At 67.3% G+C, this 24700-nt stretch carries 27 protein-coding genes; 23 read left to right on the forward strand and 4 right to left on the reverse strand.

Annotated elements, in window-relative coordinates; all coding sequences use genetic code 11:
- Positions 1-124: 124 nt before the first annotated feature.
- The 4 genes from CEG14_RS06845 to msrQ all read left to right on the forward strand — a co-directional run bounded on the left by CEG14_RS06845 (position 125) and on the right by msrQ (position 3532).
- Complete coding sequence (locus CEG14_RS06845) at positions 125-1084, forward strand: RluA family pseudouridine synthase (RefSeq protein WP_094825609.1); 960 nt, start codon at positions 125-127, stop codon at positions 1082-1084.
- Position 1085: 1 nt separating this feature from the next.
- Positions 1086-1748 (forward strand): HAD family hydrolase, encoded by a 663-nt coding sequence (locus CEG14_RS06850; protein WP_094825610.1) that lies wholly within the window; start codon positions 1086-1088, stop codon positions 1746-1748.
- A gap of 192 nt (positions 1749-1940) precedes the next feature.
- Positions 1941-2882, forward strand: coding sequence for a protein-methionine-sulfoxide reductase catalytic subunit MsrP (gene msrP, locus CEG14_RS06855; protein WP_094825611.1), 942 nt, complete (start codon positions 1941-1943; stop codon positions 2880-2882).
- A complete protein-coding gene (msrQ, locus tag CEG14_RS06860; protein ID WP_094825612.1) occupies positions 2882-3532 on the forward strand; it encodes a protein-methionine-sulfoxide reductase heme-binding subunit MsrQ in 651 nt (216 codons plus the stop codon). Before msrP ends, msrQ begins: the two co-directional genes overlap by 1 nt.
- A gap of 12 nt (positions 3533-3544) precedes the next feature.
- On the opposite strand, the gene CEG14_RS06865 is transcribed toward msrQ, so the two are convergent.
- The 3 genes from CEG14_RS06865 to CEG14_RS06875 are packed head-to-tail and all read right to left on the reverse strand — an operon-like array spanning position 3545 to position 5702.
- Positions 3545-4354 (reverse strand): N-acetylmuramoyl-L-alanine amidase, encoded by an 810-nt coding sequence (locus tag CEG14_RS06865; protein WP_094825917.1) that lies wholly within the window; start codon positions 4352-4354, stop codon positions 3545-3547.
- Positions 4355-4356: 2 nt separating this feature from the next.
- Complete coding sequence (locus CEG14_RS06870) at positions 4357-5076, reverse strand: SAM-dependent methyltransferase (protein ID WP_094825613.1); 720 nt, start codon at positions 5074-5076, stop codon at positions 4357-4359.
- Positions 5073-5702 (reverse strand): Maf family nucleotide pyrophosphatase, encoded by a 630-nt coding sequence (locus tag CEG14_RS06875; protein WP_094825614.1) that lies wholly within the window; start codon positions 5700-5702, stop codon positions 5073-5075. The genes CEG14_RS06870 and CEG14_RS06875 overlap by 4 nt, the downstream gene beginning before the upstream one ends.
- A 137-nt stretch (positions 5703-5839) precedes the next feature.
- On the opposite strand from CEG14_RS06875, the gene CEG14_RS06880 reads away from it, so the two are divergent.
- The 18 genes from CEG14_RS06880 (at position 5840) to recO (ending at position 21933) form a co-directional block, all read left to right on the forward strand.
- Positions 5840-6412, forward strand: a complete 573-nt coding sequence (locus CEG14_RS06880) for a YceD family protein (RefSeq protein ID WP_094825918.1) — start codon at positions 5840-5842, stop codon at positions 6410-6412.
- A gap of 52 nt (positions 6413-6464) precedes the next feature.
- A complete protein-coding gene (gene rpmF, locus CEG14_RS06885) occupies positions 6465-6647 on the forward strand; it encodes a 50S ribosomal protein L32 (protein WP_005012179.1) in 183 nt (60 codons plus the stop codon).
- A 59-nt stretch (positions 6648-6706) separates the two neighbouring features.
- The gene (gene plsX / locus CEG14_RS06890) at positions 6707-7750 is read left to right on the forward strand and encodes a phosphate acyltransferase PlsX (protein ID WP_094825615.1); all 1044 of its coding nucleotides are present in this window, start codon (positions 6707-6709) and stop codon (positions 7748-7750) included.
- Positions 7750-8736, forward strand: a complete 987-nt coding sequence (locus CEG14_RS06895; RefSeq protein ID WP_094825616.1) for a beta-ketoacyl-ACP synthase III — start codon at positions 7750-7752, stop codon at positions 8734-8736. Before plsX ends, CEG14_RS06895 begins: the two co-directional genes overlap by 1 nt.
- A 102-nt stretch (positions 8737-8838) precedes the next feature.
- Complete coding sequence (gene fabD, locus CEG14_RS06900; RefSeq protein WP_094825617.1) at positions 8839-9774, forward strand: ACP S-malonyltransferase; 936 nt, start codon at positions 8839-8841, stop codon at positions 9772-9774.
- A gap of 1 nt (position 9775) precedes the next feature.
- Positions 9776-10528 (forward strand): 3-oxoacyl-ACP reductase FabG, encoded by a 753-nt coding sequence (gene fabG / locus CEG14_RS06905; RefSeq protein ID WP_094825618.1) that lies wholly within the window; start codon positions 9776-9778, stop codon positions 10526-10528.
- A gap of 295 nt (positions 10529-10823) precedes the next feature.
- A complete protein-coding gene (gene acpP / locus CEG14_RS06910) occupies positions 10824-11063 on the forward strand; it encodes an acyl carrier protein (protein WP_003813816.1) in 240 nt (79 codons plus the stop codon).
- 203 nt (positions 11064-11266) lie between these two features.
- Complete coding sequence (gene fabF, locus CEG14_RS06915) at positions 11267-12496, forward strand: beta-ketoacyl-ACP synthase II (protein ID WP_094825619.1); 1230 nt, start codon at positions 11267-11269, stop codon at positions 12494-12496.
- 1 nt (position 12497) lies between these two features.
- The gene (locus CEG14_RS06920; protein WP_094825620.1) at positions 12498-12989 is read left to right on the forward strand and encodes a hypothetical protein; all 492 of its coding nucleotides are present in this window, start codon (positions 12498-12500) and stop codon (positions 12987-12989) included.
- The gene (gene rpoE, locus CEG14_RS06925; RefSeq protein ID WP_094825621.1) at positions 12986-13585 is read left to right on the forward strand and encodes an RNA polymerase sigma factor RpoE; all 600 of its coding nucleotides are present in this window, start codon (positions 12986-12988) and stop codon (positions 13583-13585) included. Before CEG14_RS06920 ends, rpoE begins: the two co-directional genes overlap by 4 nt.
- A gap of 12 nt (positions 13586-13597) precedes the next feature.
- Entirely contained in the window at positions 13598-14098 is a 501-nt protein-coding gene (locus CEG14_RS06930) for a sigma-E factor negative regulatory protein (RefSeq protein ID WP_094825622.1), read from the forward strand.
- Positions 14098-15144: a MucB/RseB C-terminal domain-containing protein gene (locus CEG14_RS06935; protein ID WP_176461402.1), complete on the forward strand. Its 1047-nt coding sequence runs from the start codon at positions 14098-14100 to the stop codon at positions 15142-15144. Before CEG14_RS06930 ends, CEG14_RS06935 begins: the two co-directional genes overlap by 1 nt.
- Before the next feature lie 45 nt (positions 15145-15189).
- A complete protein-coding gene (locus CEG14_RS06940) occupies positions 15190-16677 on the forward strand; it encodes a DegQ family serine endoprotease (RefSeq protein ID WP_094825623.1) in 1488 nt (495 codons plus the stop codon).
- Positions 16678-16998: 321 nt separating this feature from the next.
- Complete coding sequence (lepA, locus tag CEG14_RS06945) at positions 16999-18792, forward strand: translation elongation factor 4 (RefSeq protein ID WP_094825624.1); 1794 nt, start codon at positions 16999-17001, stop codon at positions 18790-18792.
- 21 nt (positions 18793-18813) lie between these two features.
- The gene (gene lepB / locus CEG14_RS06950; protein WP_094825625.1) at positions 18814-19698 is read left to right on the forward strand and encodes a signal peptidase I; all 885 of its coding nucleotides are present in this window, start codon (positions 18814-18816) and stop codon (positions 19696-19698) included.
- Between the two features lie 6 nt (positions 19699-19704).
- Positions 19705-20466 carry a ribonuclease III gene (rnc, locus tag CEG14_RS06955; RefSeq protein WP_094825626.1) on the forward strand — a complete coding sequence of 254 codons (762 nt, stop codon included), beginning with the start codon at positions 19705-19707 and terminating at the stop codon, positions 20464-20466.
- The gene (gene era, locus CEG14_RS06960) at positions 20463-21353 is read left to right on the forward strand and encodes a GTPase Era (protein WP_094825627.1); all 891 of its coding nucleotides are present in this window, start codon (positions 20463-20465) and stop codon (positions 21351-21353) included. The genes rnc and era overlap by 4 nt, the downstream gene beginning before the upstream one ends.
- Positions 21346-21933: a DNA repair protein RecO gene (gene recO / locus CEG14_RS06965; RefSeq protein ID WP_094825628.1), complete on the forward strand. Its 588-nt coding sequence runs from the start codon at positions 21346-21348 to the stop codon at positions 21931-21933. The genes era and recO overlap by 8 nt, the downstream gene beginning before the upstream one ends.
- 40 nt (positions 21934-21973) lie before the next feature.
- Here recO and CEG14_RS06970 read toward each other — a convergent pair whose 3' ends face one another.
- A complete protein-coding gene (locus CEG14_RS06970) occupies positions 21974-22906 on the reverse strand; it encodes a LysR family transcriptional regulator (RefSeq protein WP_094825629.1) in 933 nt (310 codons plus the stop codon).
- A gap of 132 nt (positions 22907-23038) precedes the next feature.
- Between CEG14_RS06970 and CEG14_RS06975 the strand changes: the two genes are divergently transcribed.
- Entirely contained in the window at positions 23039-24637 is a 1599-nt protein-coding gene (locus CEG14_RS06975; RefSeq protein ID WP_094825630.1) for an ATP-dependent acyl-CoA ligase, read from the forward strand.
- Positions 24638-24700: the final 63 nt, after the last annotated feature.

The following is a 24700-nucleotide window of genomic DNA, read 5'->3' on the forward strand; positions in this document are numbered from 1 at the left end:
CGCCCGACGGAGACGCGTGGATCGCTCGTGTTTCGAACAATATCCGCATCTCAACGCCAGACGGCTGGTACAGCTCTCGCAGGTCAGCCCCCTCAGTTCAGCCCCTTCAGGCTGTCCCGATTATATGCCGCTTTCCGCAATGCGCAAACAAAGTTCCCCTGCTGTTCCCCAGGTGCGCCTGGTTGAAGTCGACGCCGAACACGCAGGCCAGCGCATCGACAATTTTCTGCTCCGCCTGTGCAAGGGTGTCCCCAAGACGCACATCTACAAGGCCATTCGTGGCGGCGAGGTGCGGGTCAACAAGGGACGCATCAAGGCCGAGTACCGCGTCCAGTCCGGCGACGTGGTCAGGGTGCCGCCGTTGCGCCTGCCCGATCCGGGCGCGCCCAAGCCCGTTCCGGCTTCGGAGTTTCCGGTCGTGTTCGAAGACGACGCGATGCTCGTCATCGACAAGCCCGCCGGCGTGGCGGTGCATGGCGGCAGCGGGGTGTCGTTCGGCGTGATCGAGCAGTTGCGCGCCGCGCGCCCCGAGGCGAAGTTCCTCGAGCTGGTCCACCGGCTCGACCGCGAGACCTCCGGGCTGCTGATGGTGGCCAAGAAGCGCAGCGCCCTGCTGGCGCTGCACGCCATGCTGCGCGAGGGCCGGGGCAACAAGCATTACTACGCGCTGGTGGAGGGCGACTGGGTCAACGACCGCCAGCACATCAAGCTGGCCCTCACCAAATGGACCACCCAGAGCGGCGAGCGTCGCGTCCGGGTCGACCCCGAGGGCACGCCCGCCCACACCATCGTCACGCTCAAGCAGCGTTTCGGCCAGTACAGTCTGGTCGACGCCGAGCTGCGCACCGGCCGCACCCACCAGATCCGGGTGCACCTGGCCGGCAGCGGCTTTCCCATCGTGGGCGACGATAAATACGGGACGGATGAAACCCGGGCCCACTTTGCCCGCATGGGCTTCAATCGCATGTTCCTGCATGCGCACCAACTCACGATCGCCCATCCCCTGACGGGCGAAACCCTCAGGCTGGAGGCCCCGCTGCCGCCCGCCTGTCAAAAGCTGTTGAAGCAACTGGAGACCGCCTGACATGGCCTATTCCCTGGTGGTATTCGATTGGGATGGCACGCTGATGGATTCGACCCACAGCATCGTTGCCGCCATTCAGAATGCCTGCCGCGATCTCGACCTGCCCGTGCCCACCGCCTCCGCGGCGAGCTGGGTCATCGGCCTGTCGCTCGAGAGCGCGCTGCGCCGCGCCGTGCCCGAGCTCACCCCGCAACTGCTGCCGCGCTTTCTCGAGCGCTATCGCATCCACTATCTGCTGCGCGATCCCGAGCTGCGCCTGTTCGAGGGCGCGCGCGAGCTGCTCACCGATCTGGCCAACCAGAACGTGCGGCTGGCGGTGGCCACCGGCAAGAGCCGGGTCGGCCTCGACCGCGTTCTGGCCGCGACGGGCCTGCGCCACATGTTCGACGCGACCCGCACCGCCGACGAAACCTTCAGCAAGCCGCATCCCGAGATGCTGCATCAGCTGATGCGCGAGCTGGTGGCCGAGCCCGAGCACGTCATCATGGTCGGGGACACATCCCACGACCTGCAGATGGCGGTCAATGCCGGTGTGCACGGCCTCGGCGTGTCGTACGGCGCCCATCCGATCAGCGACCTCGAAGGCTGCGCGCCCCAGGTCGTGGTCGACAGCGTGCCCGCCCTGACCGACTGGCTCAAGCCCCGGGTCGGCGCGCCCGCCTGAGCCGCACCCGCCCGGTTGCCGCAGCGCCCGCCTGGCGGGTTGCCGCGGGCGCCGGGAACGCCGCCCCGTTTTTTCAGTCAGATTGGTTCCGTCTCTCGGCCAGACGGAATAACCTGACGGCTGGCGTCGTCTATGCAGTATGGAAGCGTCGTCCGGTCGGTGCCGGCGGCGCTGCGCTCTCGGGAGTAACGCATGTATGTACGCAAGCCTGGCGATGTCCTGCCCTCTGAAATCACCCCGGAAACCGTGTGGCGCGCGCGCCGCGAGTGGATGCTGCGCACCGGCGCGGCGGCCGCCGCGCTGAGCCTGCCCGGCTGGGCCCGCGCCGACGATGCGCTGCCGGGGCGCGCCTCGCCGCTGTCGGTGATGGACAAGCAGACGCCCTTCAAGGACGTCACGACCTACAACAACTACTACGAGTTCGGCGTCGACAAGAGCGAGCCGGCCAAGAATGCCGGCCGCCTGCAGACCCGGCCCTGGACCGTATCGGTGGAGGGCGAGGTCGGCAAGCCGCGCACCTTCGACATCGACGAGCTGCTCAAGCTCGCGCCCATGGAAGACCGCATCTACCGCCTGCGCTGCGTGGAGGGCTGGTCCATGGTGATCCCGTGGGTGGGCTATTCGCTCTCCGAGGTGCTCAAGCGGGTCGAGCCCACCAGCAAGGCCAAGTACGTCGAGTTCGTCAGCGTGGTGCAGCGCGAGAACATGCCGGGCGTGCGCTACGCCGTGCTCGACTGGCCGTATGTCGAGGCGCTGCGCATCGACGAGGCCATGCATCCCCTGGCCATGCTGGTGTTCGGGCTGTACGGCAAGACGCTGCCCAACCAGAACGGCGCGCCCCTGCGCCTGGCGGTGCCGTGGAAATACGGCTTCAAGTCGGCCAAGTCGCTGGTCAAGATCCGCCTGGTCGAGCAGCAGCCCACCAGCTCGTGGATGAAGGCCGCGGCCAACGAATACGGCTTCTATGCCAACGTGAATCCGGACGTGCCGCATCCGCGCTGGAGCCAGGCCACCGAGCGCCGCATCGGCGAAGACGGCCTGTTCACGCCCAAGCGCAAGACGCTGGCCTTCAACGGCTATGGCGACCAGGTGGCCTCGCTCTACCAGGGCATGGACCTGAAGGCCAATTACTGATGTCGCAGGGCAAGCCGAAGTCGCCGGCCTGGTCGGCGCGCGCGATCGGGCGCGCCAAGCCGGCGCTGTTCCTGTTGGGGCTGGTGCCGTTGCTGCGCTGGATCTGGCTCGGGTTCAACGATGGCCTCACCGCCAATCCGGTGGAGTTCCTCACGCGCTCGTCGGGCACCTGGGCCCTGGTCTGTCTGCTCGTGACCCTGGCGGTCACCCCGCTGCGCCGGCTGCTGGGCCAGCCCGCGCTGGTGCGCGTGCGCCGCATGTGCGGGCTGTTTGCGTTCTTCTATGGCGCGCTGCACTTCACCACCTGGATCTGGTGGGACCGCGGGCTCGATCCGGCCTCGATGCTGCAGGATCTCTACCAGCGGCCCTTCATCCTGGTGGGGTTCGCCGCGTTCGTGCTGATGACGCTGCTCGCGCTCACGTCCACCCAGTGGGCCATGCGCCGCCTGGGCAAGCGCTGGCAGACCCTGCATCGCGCCGTCTACCTGATCGGCCTGCTGGCGATCCTGCACTACTGGTGGATCAAGAGCGGCAAGAACGACCTGCAGGACCCGCTCATCTATGGCGCCGTGCTGGCCCTGCTGCTGGGCTGGCGGGTCTGGGCGCGCTGGCGTGGCCGGGCGCAGGCCCTGGCCGCCACGCCGCGCTGAAGCGCCGGCCGCTCAGCGCATGGCCAGCATGATGGCCGCGGTCTCCGCGTCCGGCTGGCCGTCGTGCGTGGCCGGGCGGTAGTGCATCTGAAACGCCGCCAGCACGTTGCGGGTTTCGCGGTCGAGCTCGCCGTGCTGCGGGCAGGCATAGCCCAGCCGCGCGAGCTGCTGCTGGAACCAGCGCACGTCGGGCGTGCCCTCGACCTGCAGCCGCGCCAGGTGGCGCGCCGCACCCTCTTCGTCGAACCAGCGGCCCACGCCGGCCTGTGCCAGCGCGCGCCATGGAAACAGCGGGCCCGGATCGAGCTTGCGCTGGGGCGCGATGTCGCTGTGGCCCACCACGTTCTCGGGCGCGATGCGGTGGCGCGCGACCAGGTCCTTGAGCAGGGCCGTGAGCGCCTGCACCTGCGTGGCGCTGTAGGGATGCCAGATCCGGTTGCCGTCGGGGCCCTCGGTGAAGCCCGTGTTCACGATCTCGATGCCGATGGACGTGAAGTTGAGCGAGGTCTGCGCATACCAGGCGCTGGCGCCCGCGTGCCAGGCGGCGCGATTTTCATCGACCAGCCGATACACGCGGCCCGAGGGCTCGTCGGTGACCAGGTAGTGCGCGCTCACCTTGCCGGTGGACAGCAGCCGCAGCGAATGCGGGTCGTCGGTGGTGGTGTAGTGCAGCACCACGTAGCGCACCCGCGTGCTCTGGCCCGTGGCCGTGATCGAGGTGTCGAGGTTCACGCCGGCCGGGCCCCGGGTCGCGCAGCCGGCCAGCGCCAGCACGGCCAGCAGCAGCAGGCCGCGGCGCAGCGCGGCGGTGAGCAGGGGCATCGTCATTTGGCGCGCGCCGCGAGGAACAGGAACAGGGTGGGCTGCTTGTCGAGCTCGGGCGCCGGGCTCTGCTTCCATTGCGCCACCGTGCGCGTCATCACCCATTCCTGGTCGGTGGTGAGCGCGCGTGCCACGCAGACCCGGGTGTCGGGCCGCAGCGCGGCCAGCAGCGTCGCGAACATCGCGCCGTTGCGGTAGGGCGTTTCGATCAGCATCTGGGTCTGGTCGTGGCGTGCCGAGTGCTGCTCCCAGGCACGCAGCTGCTTGGCGCGTTCGCCCGGATCGACCGGCGCATAGCCGTGGAAGGCAAAGCGCTGGCCGTCCAGGCCGCTGGCCATCAGGCCCAGCAGAATGGAGGAGGGGCCCACCCAGGGGCGCACGGGCAGGCCGAGCCGGTGTGCGGCGGCGACCACCTTCGCGCCGGGGTCGGCCACCGCCGGGCAGCCGGCCTCCGACACCAGGCCGATGTCCTGGCCCTGCGACAGCGGTTCGAGCCAGGCCTCGAGCTGGCGCGCGTCGACCTTGTCGCTCAGGGTGTGGATGGTGATTTCCTGCAGCGGGCGTTCGGTGCCCACCAGCTTGAGGAAGGCGCGCGCCGTCTTGGCGTTTTCGGCGATGTAGATCGTGAGCCGGGAGGCCAGCGCGCGCACGTCGGCGGGCAGCCAGCGCGACACGGGCGCCTCGCCCAGGCCGACCGGGATCAGGTGCAGGGCGCCGCTCATGCGCGCCCCGCGGTCAGGGGATCCAGGCCGAAGCCCGCCAGGATGCGCGTGAGCGCGATCAGCGGCAGGCCGATGATGGCCGTGGGATCGTCGCTTTCGATGCTTTCCATCAGCGCGATGCCCAGGCTTTCCGCCTTGGCGCTGCCTGCGGTATCGTAGGGCTCCTCGGCGCGCAGGTAGGCCTCGATCATGGCCGGCGTGAGCGGGCGGAAGCGGCAGCGCGTGACCACGTCGATGCGTTCGGTGCGCTGGCCGTCGGTCACGGCCATGGCGCTGTGGAACGCCACGGTGCGCCCCGACAGCAGCGCCAGCTGGGCCTGCGCCCCGGCATGGTCGCCCGGCTTGCCGATCGGGGTGCCGTCCACCGTGGCCACCTGGTCCGAGCCGATCACGAGTGCTCCCGGATGCTTGCCCGCCACGGCCAGCGCCTTGGCTTCCGACAGGCGCAGCGCGAGCGCGGCCGGTTGTTCGTCTGCTTGTGGCGTTTCGTCCACATCGGGCGAAATGCTCTCGAAAGGCAGGCGCAGGCGCGCCAGCAGCTCGCGCCGATAGCGTGAGCTGGAGGCCAGGATCAAACGGGGATGGGTCGGGGCGGAATCGGGTGTTGCAGGCTGAAAGACGGGCATGCCAAATTTGACGGTGGGCTGTAAGTCACGGTATTATCTAACGTTTTGCGGCATTTTTGCAGGAAGCTCATATGAACAAGGCTCAAGCGGGCACGGGTAAACCGGCCTCTGACGATCCCCGTTTCGATGTGCGCCGCATGGATGCCATCGCCATGGCCAATCATGGCGGGCACGCGCGTGGGGAGATTCCCATCGTGAGGCTCACCCGGTTGGTCGACGGTCTGCCGGAGCAGAACACGGGCGAAGCCGGCATGGTCCAGTGGGCCGTGCACGGTGAGCAGGGCAAGGGAACCAGCCGTTCGGGCGCCTTGATTGGCGGCCAGCCGTTGTTGCAACTGCAGGTGCGGGCCACCCCCATTCTGGTGTGCCAGCGCTGCAATGCGCCCTTCGAGTACCCGGTGGATTCCACCGTCGTGCTGCAGTTGGTGGATTCCGAGGAGGATCTTGAAGACGACCTCGGCGACCTCGACGACCAGGACGAAGATATTGAGGCTGCGGCCGGACTACCCGAAAAGGTGGTGGGTTCGCATCGTTTTGATCTGTTGGCCCAGATCGAAGACGAACTCATCCTGAGCATTCCGTACGTGCCCCGGCACGACGAGTGTCCAGGGCAGCAGGCCGTTTCGAACGAAGACGAAAATGCGGATTCGTTCGAAGTCAAGCGTCCATCACCGTTTGCGGTGCTGGAACAACTGAAGCGCAAGAATTGAGATCAACTCGTGCCGCATTGGCGTACAATGCGGCCCGTTTCTAGGAGTCATCATGGCTGTTCAACAAAACAAGAAGTCCCCGTCCAAGCGCGGCATGCACCGCTCGCACGATTTTCTGGTGAATCCGCCGACGGCTATCGAACCCAACACGGGCGAATCGCATCTGCGTCACCACATCAGCCCGAACGGCTTCTATCGCGGCCGCAAGGTCCTGAAGACCAAGGCTGACGAATAAGTCATCCGCCGCTCTCGTAAACTGGTCGACCGTCTCAGCAAACAGCTGATCTGGCACCCGTGATACGCATCGCCATAGACTGCATGGGCGGGGACTTCGGTCTGCCCGTTACGATTCCGGCCGCGATCGAGTTCGCCCGGCAGTTCCCGGATACCCGGTTGCTGTTGGTCGGGCTGCCCGATGCCATCGAAGCGGCATTGGCCGAGCAACGCTCGGTGCCGCGCGACCGGATTGAAATCGTTCCGGCCTCCGAGGTCGTCTCGATGGACGACCCCGTCGAGGTCGCGCTACGTCGCAAGAAAGATTCGTCCATGCGCCTGGCGGCTCAAGCCGTCAAGGACGGGCGGGCTGACGCCTGCGTGTCCGCCGGCAATACCGGCGCCTGGATGGCGATTTCGCGCTACGTACTGAAAACGCTGGACGGCATCGACCGCCCGGCGATCGCCACGTCCATTCCCAACCAGACCGGCCGCGCCACCACGGTGCTCGATCTGGGGGCCAACGTCGACTGTACCGCCGAGCACCTTCTGCAGTTCGCCATCATGGGCGCTGCGCTGGCCCAGGCCGTCGACCACCGCGAGACCCCCACCGTGGGGCTGCTCAACATCGGTGAAGAGGTCATCAAGGGCAATGAGGTGGTCAAGGAAGCGGCCGAGCTGTTGCGCGCGAGTCCGCTGAACTTCTACGGCAACGTGGAAGGCAACGATATTTTCAAGGGCACGGTCGATGTCGTCGTCTGCGACGGCTTTGTCGGCAACGTGGTGCTGAAGTCCATCGAAGGCCTGGCCAAGATGCTCTCCAGCGTGATCCGCGAAGAATTCAAGCGCAACTTCGTGACGCTGCTGGTCGGCGCCGTGGCAACGCCGGTCCTGAACCGCCTGCGCCGCCGCGTCGACAATCGGCGCTACAACGGTGCGGCCCTCCTGGGCCTGCGCGGCGTGGTGATCAAGAGCCACGGTTCGGCCGATGCCTATTCCTACGGTTTCGCGCTGCAACGCGCGCGTGAGGCAGTGGTAAGCAAGCTGCTCGAGCGCACGACGCAGACCGTCGCGCAGCTCAACGAGCGCGTGCAACTGCGCGACGCGGCGGGAGGCAATGCCTGATGGACAAGTCCATGAAATACTCCGTGATCGCGGGCTCGGGCGGTTTCCTGCCCGAGCGTGTCGTATCCAACGATGCGCTCGCTGCCGAACTGGCCGAGCGCGGCATCGTCACCTCCGACGAGTGGATCGTCGAGCGCACCGGCATCCGCCAGCGCCACCTCGCCGAGCGCGGCGTCACGACCAGCCAGCTGGCCACCGAAGCGGCGCGCCGCGCGCTGGCCGACGCGGGCATCGAGGCGGCCGATCTCGACCTGATCATCGTCGCGACCTCCACGCCCGACTTCGTGTTCCCCAGCACCGCCTGCCTCGTGCAGGCCAATCTGGGCGCGAAGGGCGGGGCGGCGTTCGACGTGCAGGCCGTGTGCAGCGGCTTCGTCTACGCACTCACCACCGCCGACAGCTTCGTGCGGGCCGGCCGCGCGCGCAATGCGCTCGTGATCGGCGCCGAAGTGTTCTCGCGCATCCTCGACTGGAACGACCGCGGCACCTGCGTGCTGTTCGGCGACGGTGCGGGCGCCGTGGTGCTCAAGGCGTCCGACGAGCCCGGCATTCTCGCCGCGCACCTGCATGCCGATGGCAGCCAGACCAAGATCCTGTGTGCCGCCGGCAACGTGGCCTACGGTGAAGTCACCGGCGACCCGTTCCTGCGCATGGATGGCCAGGCGGTGTTCAAGCAGGCCGTGACGGTGCTCGACCGCTCGGCCCGCGCCGTGTGCGAAGAGGCCGGCATCTCGGTCGGCGAGCTCGATTGGCTGGTGCCGCACCAGGCCAACGTCCGCATCCTCAATTTCCTGGCCAAGAAGCTGGACGTGCCCACCGACCGTGTCGTGATTTCGGTCGACCAGCACGCCAACACCTCGGCCGCCAGTGTGCCGCTGGCCCTGGATCTCGCCCGCCGCGACGGCCGCATCAAGCGCGGCCAGCACGTCCTCATGCAGGGCGTCGGTGGCGGGTTCACGTGGGGCTCGGTGCTGGCCCGCATGTAAGTCAGGCCGTCTGCGCCGGCGGTGTGGTGCGCCACACCGCGGTCCGCCGCAACCGGGCGCCTCGGCGCCCCGATTGAAACGCACACAGATACACGGACATCCATGAAAGTCGCCTTCGTTTTCCCCGGTCAGGGTTCCCAGTCGGTCGGCATGCTCGACGCGTGGGCCGGCAACGCCGCCGTCGCCGACGTGCTGGCGCGCGCCAACGCCGCCCTGGGCCAGGACATCGCTGGCCTGATCCAGCAGGGTCCGGCCGACCAGCTGAACCTCACCACCAACACCCAGCCCGCCATGCTGACCGCCGGCATGGCCTGCTACGCCGCCTGGCGCGCCGCCGGCGGCCCCGTGCCGGCCCTCGTGGCCGGCCACAGCCTGGGTGAATACACCGCGCTCACCGCAGCTGGTGCGCTGGCGCTCGAAGACGCCGTGCGCCTGGTGCGCGTGCGCGCCGATGCCATGCAGGCCGCCGTGCCGGTCGGCACTGGCGCCATGGCCGCCATCCTCGGCCTGGACGACGACACCGTGCGTGCCGCCTGCGCCCAGGCCGCCCAGGGCGAGATCGTCGAGGCCGTCAACTTCAACGCGCCCGCCCAGGTCGTGATCGCCGGCCACAAGGCCGCCGTCGAGCGCGCCTGCGAGGCCGCGAAGGCCGCCGGCGCCAAGCGCGCGCTGCTGCTGCCCGTGTCCGCGCCGTTCCACTCCAGCCTGCTCAAGCCGGCTGCCGAGGTGTTGAGCGCCGCGCTGGCCGGCATCGAGGTGAGCGCGCCGCAGGTGCCGCTGATCAACAACGTCGACGTCGCCACGGTCGATGCGCCCGACGCCATCCGTGATGCGCTGGTGCGTCAGGCATGGCATGCTGTGCGCTGGGTCGAAACGATCCAGGCCATGAAGGCCCAGGGCATCACCCATGTGATCGAATGCGGTCCGGGCAAGGTGCTCACCGGCCTGACCAAGCGCATCGACGCCGAACTCACCGGTCTGGCGATCACCGATCCCGCCTCCCTGGAAGCCGCGCTCGCCGTGGTCAATGGAAACTGACATGGAAAAACACTCGAACGAACTCGAGGGCAAGATCGCCCTGGTGACCGGCGCGACGCGCGGCATAGGCAAGGCGATCGCGGCCGAGCTGGCCGCCCGCGGCGCCATCGTCGTCGGCACCGCCACCTCCGAGGCGGGTGCTCAGACCATCACCGAAGCGCTGGCCCCCCTGGGCGGCCGCGGCGTGGTGCTCGACGTGACCGATGCCGAAGCCACCGATGCCTTGATCGACGCCCTTGGAAAAGAAGGCGGCGGCCCCCACATCCTCGTCAACAATGCCGGCATCACGCGCGATACGCTCGCGATGCGCATGAAAGACGACGACTGGGATGCCGTGATCGATACCAACCTGCGTGCCGTTTTCCGCCTGTCGCGCGCCGTGCTGCGCGGCATGATGAAGGCGCGTTCGGGCCGCATCATCAACGTGACCTCGGTGGTGGGTGCGAGCGGCAATCCGGGCCAGGCCAACTACGCCGCCGCCAAGGCGGGCGTGGCGGGCATGGCGCGTGCGCTGGCCCGCGAGCTGGGCAGCCGCAACATCACCGTCAACTGCGTGGCGCCGGGTTTCATCGATACCGACATGACGCGCGTGCTGGGCGAAGACCAGACCGCCGCGTTGCTGCAGCAAATTCCGCTGGGCCGCCTCGGCGCTCCGGCAGATATCGCCAACGCGGTGGCCTTCCTGGCCGGTCCGCAGGCGGGTTACATTACGGGTACCACCCTCCACGTCAACGGCGGGATGTACATGCAATGAGTTCCGGCACGGATGCGCCGCCTCCAGGGCGTGCATCCGTGTCATCGCAGCACCGCCGAGGTGCCCCGCGGCCACGAGCCGGTGCCGAGCACCACGTGGCCGCAACCGGGGTCCAAGGCAAGGCGCGCGTAGGGAATGCCAGCCGTAGCCCGAAGTTCCGGGATTTTCCAGGCCGGCGTTCCTCCAGACTGAAAACAGTCTTTCGCGAGCTGGTGTTATTTTTGTCACGGCCTGGCGTTTGCATTCCTCTGCGCTTGGCTATAATTCGCGGGATTTTTCCCAATTGGAGATCTGCATGGAAAGCATCGAACAGCGCGTCAAGAAGATCGTCGCTGAACAACTTGGCGTGAACGAAGCCGAGATCAAGAACGAGTCCTCCTTCCTTGACGACCTCGGTGCCGATTCGCTCGACATGGTCGAGCTGGTCATGGCCCTCGAAGACGAATTCGAGACCGAGATCCCCGACGAAGAGGCCGAAAAGATCACGACCGTGCAACAAGCGATTGATTACATCAATTCGCACGGTAAGCAGTAAGCCTGGCCTGTATTCTCCCGCGCGCACCCGACTCGCATTCGTCGGGCCGGCGCCGGGAACTGGGCGGTTTCAGGAAGCTGCCGTGCGGTCGCCGCGACGCATCTCCCCGCTGGGCCTGGCCCCGGGGGCCGCGTCGACGGTCGAGGGCCGCGCGCAGTACCTCCCGAAAACCGCCTTTATTTTGTCTGTTTGAGGAGTCATCCGTGAAGCGACGAGTCGTCATCACCGGCCTGGGTATTGTGTCCCCCGTGGGCAATGACCTAGCCACCGCTTGGGACAATATCGTCAACGGACGTTCTGGCATCAGCCGCATCACCCGTTTCGATCCGTCCAGCCTGACCACGCACATCGCGGGTGAGGTGAAGGATTTCGACATCACGCAGTTCCTGCCGCCCAAGGAAGCCCGCCAGATGGATACCTTCATCCATTACGGCCTGGCTGCCGGCATTCAGGCATGGCGCGACTGTGGTCTGGAAGTGACCGAAGAAAACGCCGAGCGTATCGGCGTCATCATCGGTTCGGGTATCGGCGGCCTGCCGCGCATCGAAGAAACGCAAACCGACCTGCTGGCCAAGGGCCCGCGTCGCATCTCGCCGTTCTTCGTGCCGGGTTCGTTGATCAACCTCATCTCGGGCCAGCTCTCGATCGCCTTTGGCATGAAGGGTCCCAGCTACGCCGTCGTGTCGGCGTGCACCACGGGCCTGCACAGCATCGGCGACGCGGCGCGTCTGATCGAGTATGGCGATGCCGACGTGATGGTCGCCGGCGGTGCCGAGTCCACCGTGTCGATGCTGGGCATCGGCGGCTTTGCCGCCATGCGCGCGCTGTCCACCCGCAACGACGATCCCGCCACCGCCTCGCGTCCCTGGGACCGCGACCGTGACGGCTTCGTGCTGGGCGAAGGCGCCGGCGTGCTGGTGCTCGAAGAATACGAACACGCCAAGGCGCGCGGCGCGCGCATCTACGGCGAATTCGTGGGCTACGGCATGAGCTCCGATGCGCACCACATCACCGCGCCCGACAAGGACGGTCCGCGTCGCGGCATCGTCAACGCGCTGCGCAACGGTGCGATCAACATCGACGAAGTCGACTACGTCAACGCGCACGGCACCTCCACGCCCCTGGGTGACAAGAACGAAAGCGATGCGCTCAAGCTCGCCTTCGGCGATCACGCCAGGAAGCTGGTGGTCAATTCCACCAAGTCCATGACCGGGCACCTGCTCGGCGCGGCCGGTGGCATCGAAGCCGTGTTCACGACGATGGCCGTCTACAAGCAGATCTCGCCGCCCACGATCAACATCTTCAACCAGGATCCCGAGTGCGACCTGGACTACTGCGCCAACCAGGCGCGTGACATGAAGATCGACGTGGCGCTGTCCAACTCGTTCGGGTTTGGCGGCACCAACGGCTCGATGGCTGTGCGCCGGATCTGAGTTGAGCGTCGGCGGCAGTCGTACCCTCGCCGTATTGCGGGTTCCGGTGCATCAGCCCGCCGGTGTCCGCCTCCTGCGCGGCCTGGCGGCCGGGTGGGGCGCGGGCATGGCGGGTGCCGGCGCGGCGCTGGCCCTGGGCTGGCGTCTTGCGCCGGTGCTGCTCGGCAGCGCCGTGCTGGCGGCGGCCGGCCTCTGGGCCGGGTGCCGCCGGCGGCCCGCCGCGGCGCGTGCCGTGGCCGTCGCGCTCGATCCGGACCGCTGCCAGGTGCGCCGCCGTGCGCACTGGCAGCGCGCCGCCCTGCGACACGCCCATCTGGCTCCCCGCCACGTGCGGCTCGATCTCGAGCTTGACGCCACCGCCGGCTGTGTTACAAATAGCAAGATCACCTGCACCGTCTGGCGCTCGGGCGTGTCGTCCGAGCAATGGCGGCGTCTGCGCGTCACCGCGCGGGCGGCCGGCCGTATTGCGGTGTCACGCAGGGGGGCGTCATGAGCGAACGCGACGTCGACGCCGAGCTTGTCGCGCGCGTACAACGCGGTGACAAGAAAGCTTTCGACCTGCTGGTCATCAAGTACCAGCGCAAGATCCTGCGCCTGCTGGCGCGGATGATCCGCGACCCGTCCGAACTCGAGGACGTGGCGCAGGAGGCCTTCATCAAGGCCTACCGTGCACTGCCGCAATTCCGCGGCGAGAGCGCGTTCTATACGTGGTTGTATCGTATTGCTATCAATACGGCACGAAATTGGCTGGCTTCCCAGGGCCGTCGTCCGAGCGCGCCCAACGCGATTGAAACGGAAGACGGTGAAACTTTTAACGAGACCGACAACCTAACCGATATAAGCACGCCGGAAGCGATGTACGCCAGCCGCGAGATCGCCGAGACCGTCAATGCGGCCATCGACGAATTGCCGGAAGAGTTGCGGACCGCTATCGTCCTGCGTGAAATCGAAGGTATGAGTTACGAAGACATCGCCCAGAGCATGGACTGTCCGATTGGCACTGTTCGTTCCCGCATTTTTCGTGCGCGGGAAGCGATCGCCAATCGGTTGCGGCCTCTGCTTGACACCGATGCCGAGCGTCGCTGGTAAGGAGTGGCAGTCATGCAAACTGTAGCCAAGTCCGAGATCGCCGAAGCCTCATGGGAGGAATCGGTTTCCGCCTGGATGGATGGCGAGGGATCGGACGATTTCCCTGAAATTCTGTCGAGCCCACAAGCCCGGCAGGCCTGGAGCACGTATCACCTGATCGGTGACGCGCTGCGCAACCCTGGCCCGGTCATCACGCCGAGCGCCGATTTCCATGCACGCCTGTCGCGCGCCCTGGACGCCGAGCTGCCCATCGTGGCCGCGCCGCGGCGCCGCTCGCACCTGCGCATGGGGCTGTCCGGCCTGGCCGTGGCGGCCGCGGTCGCCACCGTGGTATGGGTGGCGCAGCCCTACGTCACCGGCGGCGTGCCGGCCGGTGGCCGCACCCAGGTGCTGGCCGACGCGGCCGGCCCGGGCGCCGACGACGGCCCGCTGCGCGACTATCTCGAAGCCCATCGCCAGATGGCCGGCCCCAGTGCCGTACGCCAGGTCTCGTTCGAGACCGGAGCGCGCTGATGACACAGTTGCAGTACGTGCGCGTTGCTCCCATCACGCGCATGGCACGGCGGCAACGGCGCTTCGCGGCGCAGGCAGCCTGCGCGCTGATGGCCCTGATGGCGCTGCACGGCGCCGCGCAGGCCCAGGCCGCGCCGCCGCCCGCCGATGCCGTCCAGATGCTTGCCGACATCCAGCAGGCCGCCCGCAAGCAGGATTATGCGGGCGTCTTCATGTACCAGCAGGGCGAGGTGATCCAGTCGTCGCGGCTGGTGCACGTGGTCGACGGCACCGGCGAGCGCGAGCGCCTCGAGATCCTCGATGGCCAGCCGCGCGAATACCTGCGCCACAACGACGACGTGCAGTGCCTCGTGCCCGAGCACAAGACCGTGCTGCTCGAGCGCCGCCGCGGCGACCGCTTTCCGGGCCTGCTGCTCGGCGATCCCGCCGACCTCACCAAGCACTACGCCATCCGCGCCGAGGAAAAGCTGCATCGCGTGGCCGACCGCGAGTGCCGGCTCATCACGATCGAGCCCCGCGACGGCCTGCGCTACGGCTACAAGCTCTGTGCCGACGTCAAGACCAATCTCCTGCTGAAGGCGCAGACCTTCGACCCGGGTCGCGGCGTGATCGAGCAGGTGTCGTTCTCGTCGGTCCGGCTGGGCAGCGACGTCGATCCCGCGCAGCTGGCCTCGCGCTGGAACACGCGCGACTGGAAGGTCGTCGAGATGGCCATGAAGCCGGTCGACCTGGCCGAGCAGGGCTGGCGCATCCCCGCGCCCGAGGGCTTTCGCGCCGTGATGCAGGTGGCGCGTCACATCGGCAAGGGAACCGTTAGCCAGGTGGTCCTGTCCGATGGTTTGGCGGCAATCTCCGTGTTCATCGAGCCTTACGATCCGGAGCGCCACCAGCATCCCCCCGCTGGGTTGATCCAGCGCGGTGCCATCAATATCTACGGAACGCGGATTGCAGATTTCTGGTTGACGGCGTTGGGTGAGGTACCGGTTTCCACGCTCGAGCAGCTCGCGCAAGGAACCGAGTTCGTGCCCACTTCAGCCGCCAAATAAGAACAAGCCTGCAAAAGGTGTTGGGGTCTTTACGGAGCTCAAGTAATGAATTCATCTTCAGTGTCGAACGCTTTTTTCCGGCGCTTTTTCCTGGCCTTGATGGTCGGGACCGTGCTGGCCACCGGCCAGCCTCAACTGGTGCATGCCCAGACGCCCGTCGCGGGCGGGGTGCTGCCCGACTTCACCACGATCGTCGAGAAGGCCGAGCCGGCCGTCGTCAACATCCGCACCACGGCCACCGTGCCGGTGCGCGGTGGCGCGGGCCCCGGCGGCGGCCAGGATCCCTATGAGCTGTTCCGCTGGTTCTTCGGCCCCGAGTTCCAGCCCCCGGGCCCGAACCCCGGCCAGCGCCGCCAGAAGCCGCAGCAGCCGCAGCCCGAAGAGCGCACCGTGCCGCGCGGCGTGGGCTCCGGCTTCTTCGTCTCCGAAGACGGCTACATCCTCACCAACAACCACGTCATCAGCGATGCCACCGACATCTACGTCACGCTGACCGACGGCCGCGAGTTCAAGGCCAAGGTGATCGGCTCGGATGAGCGCACCGACGTCGCGCTGATCAAGATCGACGCCAAGGACATGACCCCGCTGCCCGTGGGCGACACCAAGAAGCTCAAGAAGGGCCAATGGGTGCTGGCCATCGGCTCGCCGTTCGGTCTCGATTCGACCGTGACCTCGGGCATCGTCAGCGCCATCGGCCGCGACACCGGCGAATACCTGCCGTTCATCCAGACCGACGTGGCCGTGAATCCCGGCAACTCGGGCGGTCCGCTGCTCAACATGCAGGGCGAAGTGGTCGGCATCAACTCGCAGATCATCTCGCGCAGCGGCGGCTTCATGGGCATCTCGCTGGCGATCCCGATCGACGAGGCGATGCGCGTGGTCGAGCAACTGCGCGCCACCGGCAAGGTGACCCGCGGCCGCATCGGCGTGCAGATCTCCGAAGTCGACAAGGACGTGGCCGCCGCCATCGGCCTGCCGCGCGCCGAAGGGGCGATGGTCGGCAGCGTCGAGCCCGATGGCCCCGCCGACAAGGCCGGCATCCAGGCAGGCGACGTGATCCTGAAGTTCAACGGCGAGACCATCAAGCGCTGGTCGGATCTGCCGCGCATCGTCGGCGAAACCAAGCCGGGCAGCGATGGCAAGGTCGACGTGTGGCGCAAGGGCCGCAACGTCACGCTGAGCGTCACGGTGGCCGAGCTCAAGAGCGACGTCACGGCCAAGGCCGACGACAGCGAGCGCGAAGCCAAGCCCAAGGTCGCCAACCACCTCGGCCTCGCGGTGGCCAACCTGCCCGCCGACCAGCTCAAGAAGCTCAAGCTCAAGGGCGGTGTGCAGGTCAAGCTGGTCGAGGGCGCGGCGGCCTCGGCAGGCGTCCAGGAAGGCGACATCATCCTGGCGGTCAACGACGCCGACGTGCTCAATGCCGAGCAGTTCGACAAGGTCGTGGCCAAGCTCGACAAGGGCAAGGTGGTGGGTCTGCTGGTGCGTCGCGGCGACCAGGCGCAGTGGGTGGCGGTCCAGCCGTCCAAATAAGCCTCAAGACCGGCTAAAATGGCTGGTTGCCACGAACTGAGGGGGCGCTGGGCGCCCCCTCGTTTTTGGTCCCCCTGGTCCCACGCCCGCTGGCTGGCCGCCCCGCAAGGGCAGGCGCTGGCGCGCAGCACGTCCGCATCAGGCCTCGCTCGGCGAGCCGCGCACGCGCTGGCGGGAAGCATGCCGGCGCAATCGCCGGCCTGCGATCCGGTTGCGAAGCCGGCACCCACCAGGGGTCTGCCCCGTTTGGCGCGTCCGGCATGATTCTGGCCGGTCGACATCGGATTTTCCCGGTTTGCTCTGTCCCTATATAACTCTTCTATGCAGCATATCCGCAACTTCTCCATCATTGCCCACATCGATCATGGCAAGTCGACCCTGGCCGATCGCCTGATCCAGCGCTGCGGCGGGTTGGCGGATCGCGAAATGTCGGCCCAGGTGCTGGACTCGATGGATATCGAGCGCGAGCGCGGCATCACCATCAAGGCCCAGACCGCGGCGCTGGAATACAAGGCCCAGGACGGCAAGGTCTACAACCTCAACCTCATCGACACCCCGGGCCACGTCGACTTCTCGTATGAAGTGAGCCGCTCGCTGTCGGCCTGCGAGGGCGCGCTGCTGGTGGTGGACGCCTCGCAAGGCGTCGAGGCCCAGACCGTGGCCAACTGCTACACCGCCATCGAGCTCGGCGTCGAGGTGGTGCCGGTGCTCAACAAGATGGACCTGCCGCAGGCCGATCCCGAAGGCGCGCGCCAGGAAGTCGAAGACGTGATTGGCATCGACGCGAGCGCCGCCGTGCTGGCCAGCGCCAAGACCGGCATGGGCATCGACGAAATCCTCGAGACCATCGTGGCCCGCGTGCCGGCGCCCAAGGGCGACCCCGCCGAGCCGCTGCAGGCGCTCATCATCGACTCGTGGTTCGACAACTACGTCGGCGTCGTGATGCTGGTGCGCATCGTCAACGGCACGCTGCGCCCCAAGGACAAGATCCTGCTGATGGCGTCCAACGCCACGCATCTGTGCGAACAGATCGGCGTGTTCACGCCCAAGTCGCAGCCGCGCCAACAGCTTTCGGCCGGCGAAGTGGGCTTCATCATCGCCGGCATCAAGGAGCTCGCCACGGCCAAGGTGGGCGACACCATCACGCTCGCGGGCAAGCCGGCCACCGCGCCGCTGCCCGGCTTCAAGGAAGTGAAGCCGCAGGTGTTCGCCGGCCTCTATCCGGTCGAGAGCTCCGAATACGACCAGCTGCGCGACTCGCTCGAAAAGCTCAAGCTCAACGACGCCGCGCTGATGTTCGAGCCCGAAGTCTCGCAGGCGCTGGGCTTCGGCTTTCGCTGCGGCTTCCTCGGCCTGCTCCACATGGAGATCGTGCAGGAGCGGCTGGAGCGCGAGTTCGACATGGACATCATCACCACCGCGCCGTCGGTGGTGTACGAGGTCGAACAGCGCGACGGCACGGTCGTCACGATCGAAAGCCCGTCGCGCATGCCCGAGATCGGCAAGATCGCCGACATCCGCGAGCCCATCGTGACGGTCACGCTGTTCATGCCCCAGGAATACGTGGGCCCGGTGATGACGCTGTGCAACAACAAGCGCGGCATCCAGATGAACATGACCTACCACGGCCGCCAGGTCCATCTCACCTACGAGATCCCGCTGGCCGAGATCGTGCTCGATTTCTTCGACCGCCTGAAGTCGGTCTCGCGCGGCTATGCCTCGATGGACTACGAGTTCCTCGAGTACCGCTCGGCCGACGTGGTCAAGGTGGACCTGCTGATCAACAGCGACCGCGTCGACGCGCTCGCCATGATCGTGCACCGCTCCAACGCGCGCTACCGTGCGCGCGACGTGGTCTCGCGCATGCGCGAGCTGATCCCGCGCCAGATGTACGACGTGGCGATCCAGGCCGCCATCGGCGCCGAGGTGATTGCGCGCGAAAACGTCAAGGCGCTGCGCAAGAACGTGCTGGCCAAGTGCTATGGCGGCGACATCTCCCGCAAGAAGAAGCTGCTCGAAAAGCAGAAGGCGGGCAAGAAGCGCATGAAGCAGGTCGGCAGCGTCGAGATCCCTCAGGAAGCGTTCCTGGCCATTCTGCAGGTCGAAGACAAGTAACCCCCCAACAGGCGGCAAACAATGAGCTGGAACTTTGCACTGATTCTTTTCGTGCTGCTGGTGGTGACCGGCATCATCTGGGCGCTCGACCTGCTGGTGCTGCGCCGTGCGCGTCAGCAGCGTGCGCAGCAGGCCGCGGCCCAGGTCGCGGCGGCGCGCATCGAGGATCCCCAGGAAGCCGAGCGTCAGCGCCGCGAGGCGGTCGACACGGCGATGCGTTCGCCGTGGTGGGTCGAGTACGCGGTCAGCTTCTTTCCCGTGATCCTGTTCGTCTTCGTGCTGCGTTCGTTCGTGGTCGAGCCGTTCCGCATTCCGTCGGGCTCGATGCTGCCCACGCTGCAATCGGGCGATCTCATTCTCGTGAACAAGTTCAGCTATGGCATCCGCCTGCCGGTGATCGATCGCAAGGTCATCGAGACCGGCCAGCCGCAGCGCGGCGACGTGGTCGTGTTCCGCTATCCGGTCGATCCCGACGTCGACTACATCAAGCGCATCGTGGGCCTGCCGGGCGACGAGATCGCCTACCTCGACAAAAAGCTGTACGTGAACGGTCAATTGGTGACGCATACCCGCGACGGCGACTATTTCGAGCCCGACCGGGTCTCGTACATCGCCCAATACAAAGAGAAGTTGGGCGACGTTGAGCACCGTATCCTGCTGGATGAGCAGCGTTCGCAGGATTTTGGCCCGATCTGGAAGTTCCCCAGCGCCGACCAATGCCAGTATCTGCGCAATGGAGTACGCTGCAAGGTACCGCCCGGCAATTATTTCGCCATGGGCGACAACCGCGACAACAGTGCCGATAGCCGCTACTGGGGATTCGTTCCCGACGGTAATATCGTAGGCAAGGCTTTCTTTGTCTGGATGAACTTTGGCGATCTCAGCCGTATCGGCCGCTTCCACTGATAGATCATGTCTTTAGCCACGCTGGAAACCCGCCTCGGTCACCGCTTCACCGACCAGGCCCTGCTCGAACAGGCGCTCACGCACCGTAGCCACGGTGCGCGCCATAACGAGCGGCTGGAGTTTCTCGGCGACTCGGTGCTGAACTTCGTCGTCGCGGCCATGCTCTATCAGCGCTATCCCAAGCTCGACGAGGGCGATCTCTCGCGCGTGCGGGCCAACCTGGTCAAGCAGGCCTCGCTGGCCGACATCGCGCAGCGCCTCGACCTGTCGCAGTTCCTGCGGCTGGGCGAGGGCGAATTGAAGAGCGGCGGTTTCCGCCGGCCGTCGATTCTCGCCGACACGGTCGAGGCCCTGTTCGGGGGCGTGTTCCTCGACGCCGGCTTCGAGGCCGCGCGCAAGGTCATCGAGCGCCAGTACGAGCCGGTCCTGGCCAGCGTCGATCTGCAGACGCTGGGCAAGGATGCCAAGACCCTGCTGCAGGAGTTCCTGCAGGGCCGCAAGATGGCGTTGCCGGTCTATACCGTGGTCGCCACGCATGGCGCGGCCCACAGCCAGCAGTTCGAGGTCGAGTGCGCCGTCGCCGGCTTCGACATCAAAGTGGTGGCGGCCGGCGCAAGCCGGCGTGCCGCCGAACAATCGGCCGCCAAGCTGGCGCTGGAGGCGGCCCAGGCCGTCAGCCCGCCCGCCAAAGCCGCCAAGAAATCCGGTCGCGCGCGCAAGACCGCGCAACTGTCGCTGCCCGTGGCAGTGGCCCAAGAGGTTAAATGAACACCCCTGTTTCCCGTACCGGCTTTGTCGCCATCGTGGGTCGTCCCAACGTCGGCAAGTCCACCCTCACCAATGCCCTGATCGGATCGAAGATCTCGATCGTCTCGCGCAAGGCCCAGACCACGCGCCACCGCATCCATGGCGTCTACACGCGCGAGCACGAGCAGTTCGTGTTCGTCGATACGCCCGGTTTCCAGACGCGCCATGGCGGCGCGATGAACCGCATGATGAACCGCGTGGTCACGCAGGCGCTCAACGACGTCGACGTGGTGGTGCACGTGGTCGAGGCCGGCAAATGGACCGACGGCGACGCCAAGCTGCTGCCGCTGCTGCCCAAGCCCGAGCGCACCATCCTCGCCATCAGCAAGATCGACGCGCTCAAGAGCCGCGACGAGCTGTTCCCATTCGTGGCCAAGCTGATGGCGCTGCATCCCTACGGCGCGGTCGTGCCGGTGAGCGCCACCAAAAACCAGCAGCTCGACCAGCTGCTCGACGAGATCGCCACGCGCCTGCCCGAAGGCGAGTTCATGTTCGAGGAAGACACGCTCACCGACCGCCCGATGCGCTTCATCGCCGCCGAGCTGGTGCGCGAGAAGATCTTCCGCCTGGTCGGCGACGAGCTGCCCTACGGCTGTACCGTCGTGATCGAGCAATGGGAAGAAAACGACGCCGGCGCGCGGATCGCGGCCTGCGTGGTGGTCGAGCGCGACAGCCACAAGCCCATCCTGCTGGGCGCCGGCGGCCAGCACATGAAGCGCATCGCCACCGAGGCACGCCAGGACATCGCCAAGCTGCTCGACAAGCCGGTGCACCTCGAGGTCTACATCAAGGTGCGCAAGGGCTGGTCCGACCGCGAAAGCGCCCTGCGCGACCTGGGCTATGAGTAAACGGGCGCATCGCGTCCATGATTGCCGTGCCTACATGCTCCACGCCACCGCGTGGCGCGAAACCTCGCTCATCGTCCAGACCTTCTCGCGCGATCATGGCTGCGTCGCCATGGTCGCCAAGGGCGCCAAGCGGCCGTACTCGGTGCTGCGCCCGGTCCTGAGCGCCTTCCAGCCGCTGCTGCTGTCCTGGTCGGGCGCCAACGAGGTCAAGACGCTCACCAAGGCCGAGGTCGACGGCATCCACCCGCTGGGCGGATCGGCGCTGATGTCGGCCTGGTACATGAACGAGCTCCTGCTGCGCCTGCTGCCGCGCGAGGATGCCCATCCCATTCTGTTCGATGCCTACGAAACCGCGCTGACCCATCTCGCGCAGGGCAGCCGCGCGGCCGGCGCGCTGCGCCGCTTCGAATGGATCCTGCTGCGCGAGATCGGCTATGGCGTGGACGAAGGCGAGCCCGACTTCAACGACGCGCAACTCGAGCCGCGGCTGCGGCGCGAGCTGCGCGAACGGCTCGACGCCAACCTGGCCGGCCGACCCCTGTCGACGCGGCGCGTGCTGATGGAGCTGCAGCGCGTCTGAGCGCGCAGTGCAGCAGGCCGGGCCGCATGCCCGGCTTTTTTCATGGCTCGCGGGAGGCGCCCGACGGCGCGCGCGCCGGCCCGTCGGCCAGCACGTCGATGATGAGCCCGCGCAGCCAGGCCGTGCCCGGATCGCGCTCGAAGCGCGGGTGCCAGTGCACCGTGACCGTCAGCGGCGGCAGCGCGAAGGGCAGCGGCCGCACCTCGAATCCCTGGGCCGCGTTGAACCACTGCGCCGCCCGAAACGGCAGCGTCACCGTCAGGTCGGTGCGCCGCACGATCTCGGCCGCCGCCGAAAAGTGCGGCAGCGTGAGGTAGGGCTGGCGGTGCAGGCCGGCCTCGCCCAGCACGTCTTCGAGCAGGCGGTGGGCACTGGCGCGCGAGGCCACCATGATGTGGTCGAGGCGGCGGAACTGCGCCCGGGTCAGGCCTTGCGACAGCACCGGATGGCCGCGCCGGCCCATGCAGACGTAGCGCTCGGCAAACAGCTCGGCGTGTTGCGTGGTGCGGCCCAGGCCCGCCAGATTGCCGATGGCCAGATCGACCTCGCCCGACTTGAGCGCGTCGGGCAACTGCTCCATGGGAACCTCCTGCACCTCGACGCGCAGCCGCGGCGCGCGTGCGTGCACCTGCTCCATCACCGCCGGCAGGAACACCATTTCGCCGATGTCGGACATCGACAGGCGGAAGCGGCGCTGGCTGCGCGCGGGATCGAAGGCCTGGCGCAGGTTGAGCGCCTCGGCGAACTGGCTCATGCCGCGCTCGATGGGCTCGGCCAGGGCGTGGGCCACGGGCGTGGGCTGCATGCCGGCGGGCGTGCGCAGGAACAGCGGATCGTTGAACTGCTCGCGCAGGCGGGTGAGGGCGTAGCTCACGGCGGGCTGCGTGAGGTGCAGCCGCTTCGCGGCACGCGTCACGCTGCGCTCTTCCATCACGCTCAGGAAAACCCGCATCAGATTCAAATCGAAGCCCATCCCTGCCTCTCATATCAGCCGCATTTATAAGAAAAATAATACCTATAAATTTGACATATAAATAGTTGATTCCTAGACTGATTTCGCACAGAGCACGGGGCATATGACCCGGTGACGCGAACAAGGGGAATCATGGCGACGCAAAGTCTGACGCTGCCTTCGTTGTTGCTGCAACAGGCCGGACGGTGGCCCGCGCGCGAGTGGATCGTGGCGCCCGGCGGCACGCTCCGCTTCGGCGATGCGCCCGCCCAGGCCGCGCGCTGGGCGGCCCTGCTGGCGGCGCAGGGCATCGGCCGCGGCGACCGCGTGGCCGTGATGGCCGGCAACCGCATCGAGTTCGTGTCGATGGTGCTGGGCTGCGCCTGGCTCGGCGCGGTGGTCGTGCCGATCAACACGGCCTCGCGCGGCCTGCAGCTCGAGCATGTGCTGGCCAACAGCGGCTGTGCGCTGATGGTGGCCGACGAGGGCGCCTGTGCGGCGCTGGCCGGCCTGGACCCCGCACGGCTCGCGCTGCGCCAGGTCTGGCTGCTCGACGCGCCGCTCGTGCCGCCCGCGCTGCCGTTCGACTGCGCGACGATCCCCGCGCTGCCGCAGCCGGATGGCGCGCAGGCCGAGGCCCTGCGGCAGGGCGCCGAGGCCGTCGGGCCGGGCGACACGCTCGCCATCCTCTACACCTCCGGCACCTCCGGCATGTCCAAGGGCGTGTGCTGTCCGCACGCGCAGTTCTACTGGTGGGGCAGGCTCACGGCGCGCAACCTCGGCATCGGCGCCGACGACCGGCTCTACACCACGCTGCCGCTGTTCCACACCAACGCGCTCAACGCCTGTTTCCAGGCGCTGCTGACCGGTGCCACCATCACCTGCGACGCGCGCTTCTCCGTGAGCCGCTACTTCGCGCGCCTGGCGCAGACGCGCGCCACCGTCACCTATCTGCTGGGCGCGATGGTGCCCATGCTGTTGTCGTGCGAGCCCGACGCGGCCGAGCGCACGCATGCCTGCCGCATCGCGCTGGCGCCCGGCGTGCCGGAACGCTTTCACGCGCAATTCGCCGCGCGCACCGGCATCGCGCTGCTGGAAGGCTACGGCTCCACCGAAACCAACTTCGCGATCGGCGGCACGCTGGCCGAACAGCGCGCGGGGCTCATGGGGCGCGTCGCGCCGGAGTTCGAGGCCTGCGTCGCCGATGCCGACGACCAGCCCGTGCCGGATGGCGAGCCCGGCGAGCTGCTGCTGCGCCCGCGCGTGCCGCATGCGATTGCCACCGGCTATTTCGCGATGGACGCGCAGACCGTGCAGGCCTGGCGCAACCTCTGGTTCCACACCGGGGACCGGGTGGTGCGCGACGGGCAGGGCTACTTCCGCTTTCTCGACCGCCTCAAGGACGCCATCCGGCGCCGTGGCGAAAACATTTCCTCGTACGAGGTCGAGCAGGTGCTGCTGGCCCATCCCGCCGTCGCGAGCGCGGCGGTCTATGCCGTGCGCTCGGAGCTGGCGGAAGACGAGGTGATGGCCGCGCTGTGCTGCAAGCCGGGCATGCGGGTGGACGCCGCCGAGCTGCTCGACTTCTGCCAGCCGCGCATGCCGTATTTCTCGGTGCCGCGCTACCTGCGGCAGATGGACGACCTGCCGCGCACCGAGAACGGCAAGATCCGCAAGTTCCAGCTGCGCGACGAAGGCATCACCCCCGACACCTGGGACCGCGAGGCCGCGGGCTACCGGGTGGCGCGCTAGACGATTTCCGGGCGCGATCCACCGACGCGACCACCCCCCACGCTGTACACGAATAACCAACAC

Origin of the sequence: Bordetella genomosp. 1, assembly GCF_002261335.1 — a bacterium.
GTDB lineage: Bacteria > Pseudomonadota > Gammaproteobacteria > Burkholderiales > Burkholderiaceae_B > Bordetella.

Bases quoted from the DNA above. Each gene is read 5' to 3' on its own strand.
- CEG14_RS06845 (WP_094825609.1), top strand. From the start codon at position 125: ATGCCGCTTTCCGCAATGCGCAAACAAAGTTCCCCTGCTGTTCCCCAG.
- CEG14_RS06850 (WP_094825610.1), top strand. From the start codon at position 1,086: ATGGCCTATTCCCTGGTGGTATTCGATTGGGATGGCACGCTGATGGAT.
- msrP (WP_094825611.1), top strand. From the start codon at position 1,941: ATGTATGTACGCAAGCCTGGCGATGTCCTGCCCTCTGAAATCACCCCG.
- msrQ (WP_094825612.1), top strand. From the start codon at position 2,882: ATGTCGCAGGGCAAGCCGAAGTCGCCGGCCTGGTCGGCGCGCGCGATC.
- CEG14_RS06865 (WP_094825917.1), bottom strand. From the start codon at position 4,354: ATGCCCCTGCTCACCGCCGCGCTGCGCCGCGGCCTGCTGCTGCTGGCC.
- CEG14_RS06870 (WP_094825613.1), bottom strand. From the start codon at position 5,076: ATGAGCGGCGCCCTGCACCTGATCCCGGTCGGCCTGGGCGAGGCGCCC.
- CEG14_RS06875 (WP_094825614.1), bottom strand. From the start codon at position 5,702: ATGCCCGTCTTTCAGCCTGCAACACCCGATTCCGCCCCGACCCATCCC.
- CEG14_RS06880 (WP_094825918.1), top strand. From the start codon at position 5,840: ATGGATGCCATCGCCATGGCCAATCATGGCGGGCACGCGCGTGGGGAG.
- rpmF (WP_005012179.1), top strand. From the start codon at position 6,465: ATGGCTGTTCAACAAAACAAGAAGTCCCCGTCCAAGCGCGGCATGCAC.
- CEG14_RS06895 (WP_094825616.1), top strand. From the start codon at position 7,750: ATGGACAAGTCCATGAAATACTCCGTGATCGCGGGCTCGGGCGGTTTC.
- fabD (WP_094825617.1), top strand. From the start codon at position 8,839: ATGAAAGTCGCCTTCGTTTTCCCCGGTCAGGGTTCCCAGTCGGTCGGC.
- fabG (WP_094825618.1), top strand. From the start codon at position 9,776: ATGGAAAAACACTCGAACGAACTCGAGGGCAAGATCGCCCTGGTGACC.
- acpP (WP_003813816.1), top strand. From the start codon at position 10,824: ATGGAAAGCATCGAACAGCGCGTCAAGAAGATCGTCGCTGAACAACTT.
- rpoE (WP_094825621.1), top strand. From the start codon at position 12,986: ATGAGCGAACGCGACGTCGACGCCGAGCTTGTCGCGCGCGTACAACGC.
- CEG14_RS06930 (WP_094825622.1), top strand. From the start codon at position 13,598: ATGCAAACTGTAGCCAAGTCCGAGATCGCCGAAGCCTCATGGGAGGAA.
- CEG14_RS06935 (WP_176461402.1), top strand. From the start codon at position 14,098: ATGACACAGTTGCAGTACGTGCGCGTTGCTCCCATCACGCGCATGGCA.
- CEG14_RS06940 (WP_094825623.1), top strand. From the start codon at position 15,190: ATGAATTCATCTTCAGTGTCGAACGCTTTTTTCCGGCGCTTTTTCCTG.
- lepA (WP_094825624.1), top strand. From the start codon at position 16,999: ATGCAGCATATCCGCAACTTCTCCATCATTGCCCACATCGATCATGGC.
- lepB (WP_094825625.1), top strand. From the start codon at position 18,814: ATGAGCTGGAACTTTGCACTGATTCTTTTCGTGCTGCTGGTGGTGACC.
- rnc (WP_094825626.1), top strand. From the start codon at position 19,705: ATGTCTTTAGCCACGCTGGAAACCCGCCTCGGTCACCGCTTCACCGAC.
- era (WP_094825627.1), top strand. From the start codon at position 20,463: ATGAACACCCCTGTTTCCCGTACCGGCTTTGTCGCCATCGTGGGTCGT.
- recO (WP_094825628.1), top strand. From the start codon at position 21,346: ATGAGTAAACGGGCGCATCGCGTCCATGATTGCCGTGCCTACATGCTC.
- CEG14_RS06970 (WP_094825629.1), bottom strand. From the start codon at position 22,906: ATGGGCTTCGATTTGAATCTGATGCGGGTTTTCCTGAGCGTGATGGAA.
- CEG14_RS06975 (WP_094825630.1), top strand. From the start codon at position 23,039: ATGGCGACGCAAAGTCTGACGCTGCCTTCGTTGTTGCTGCAACAGGCC.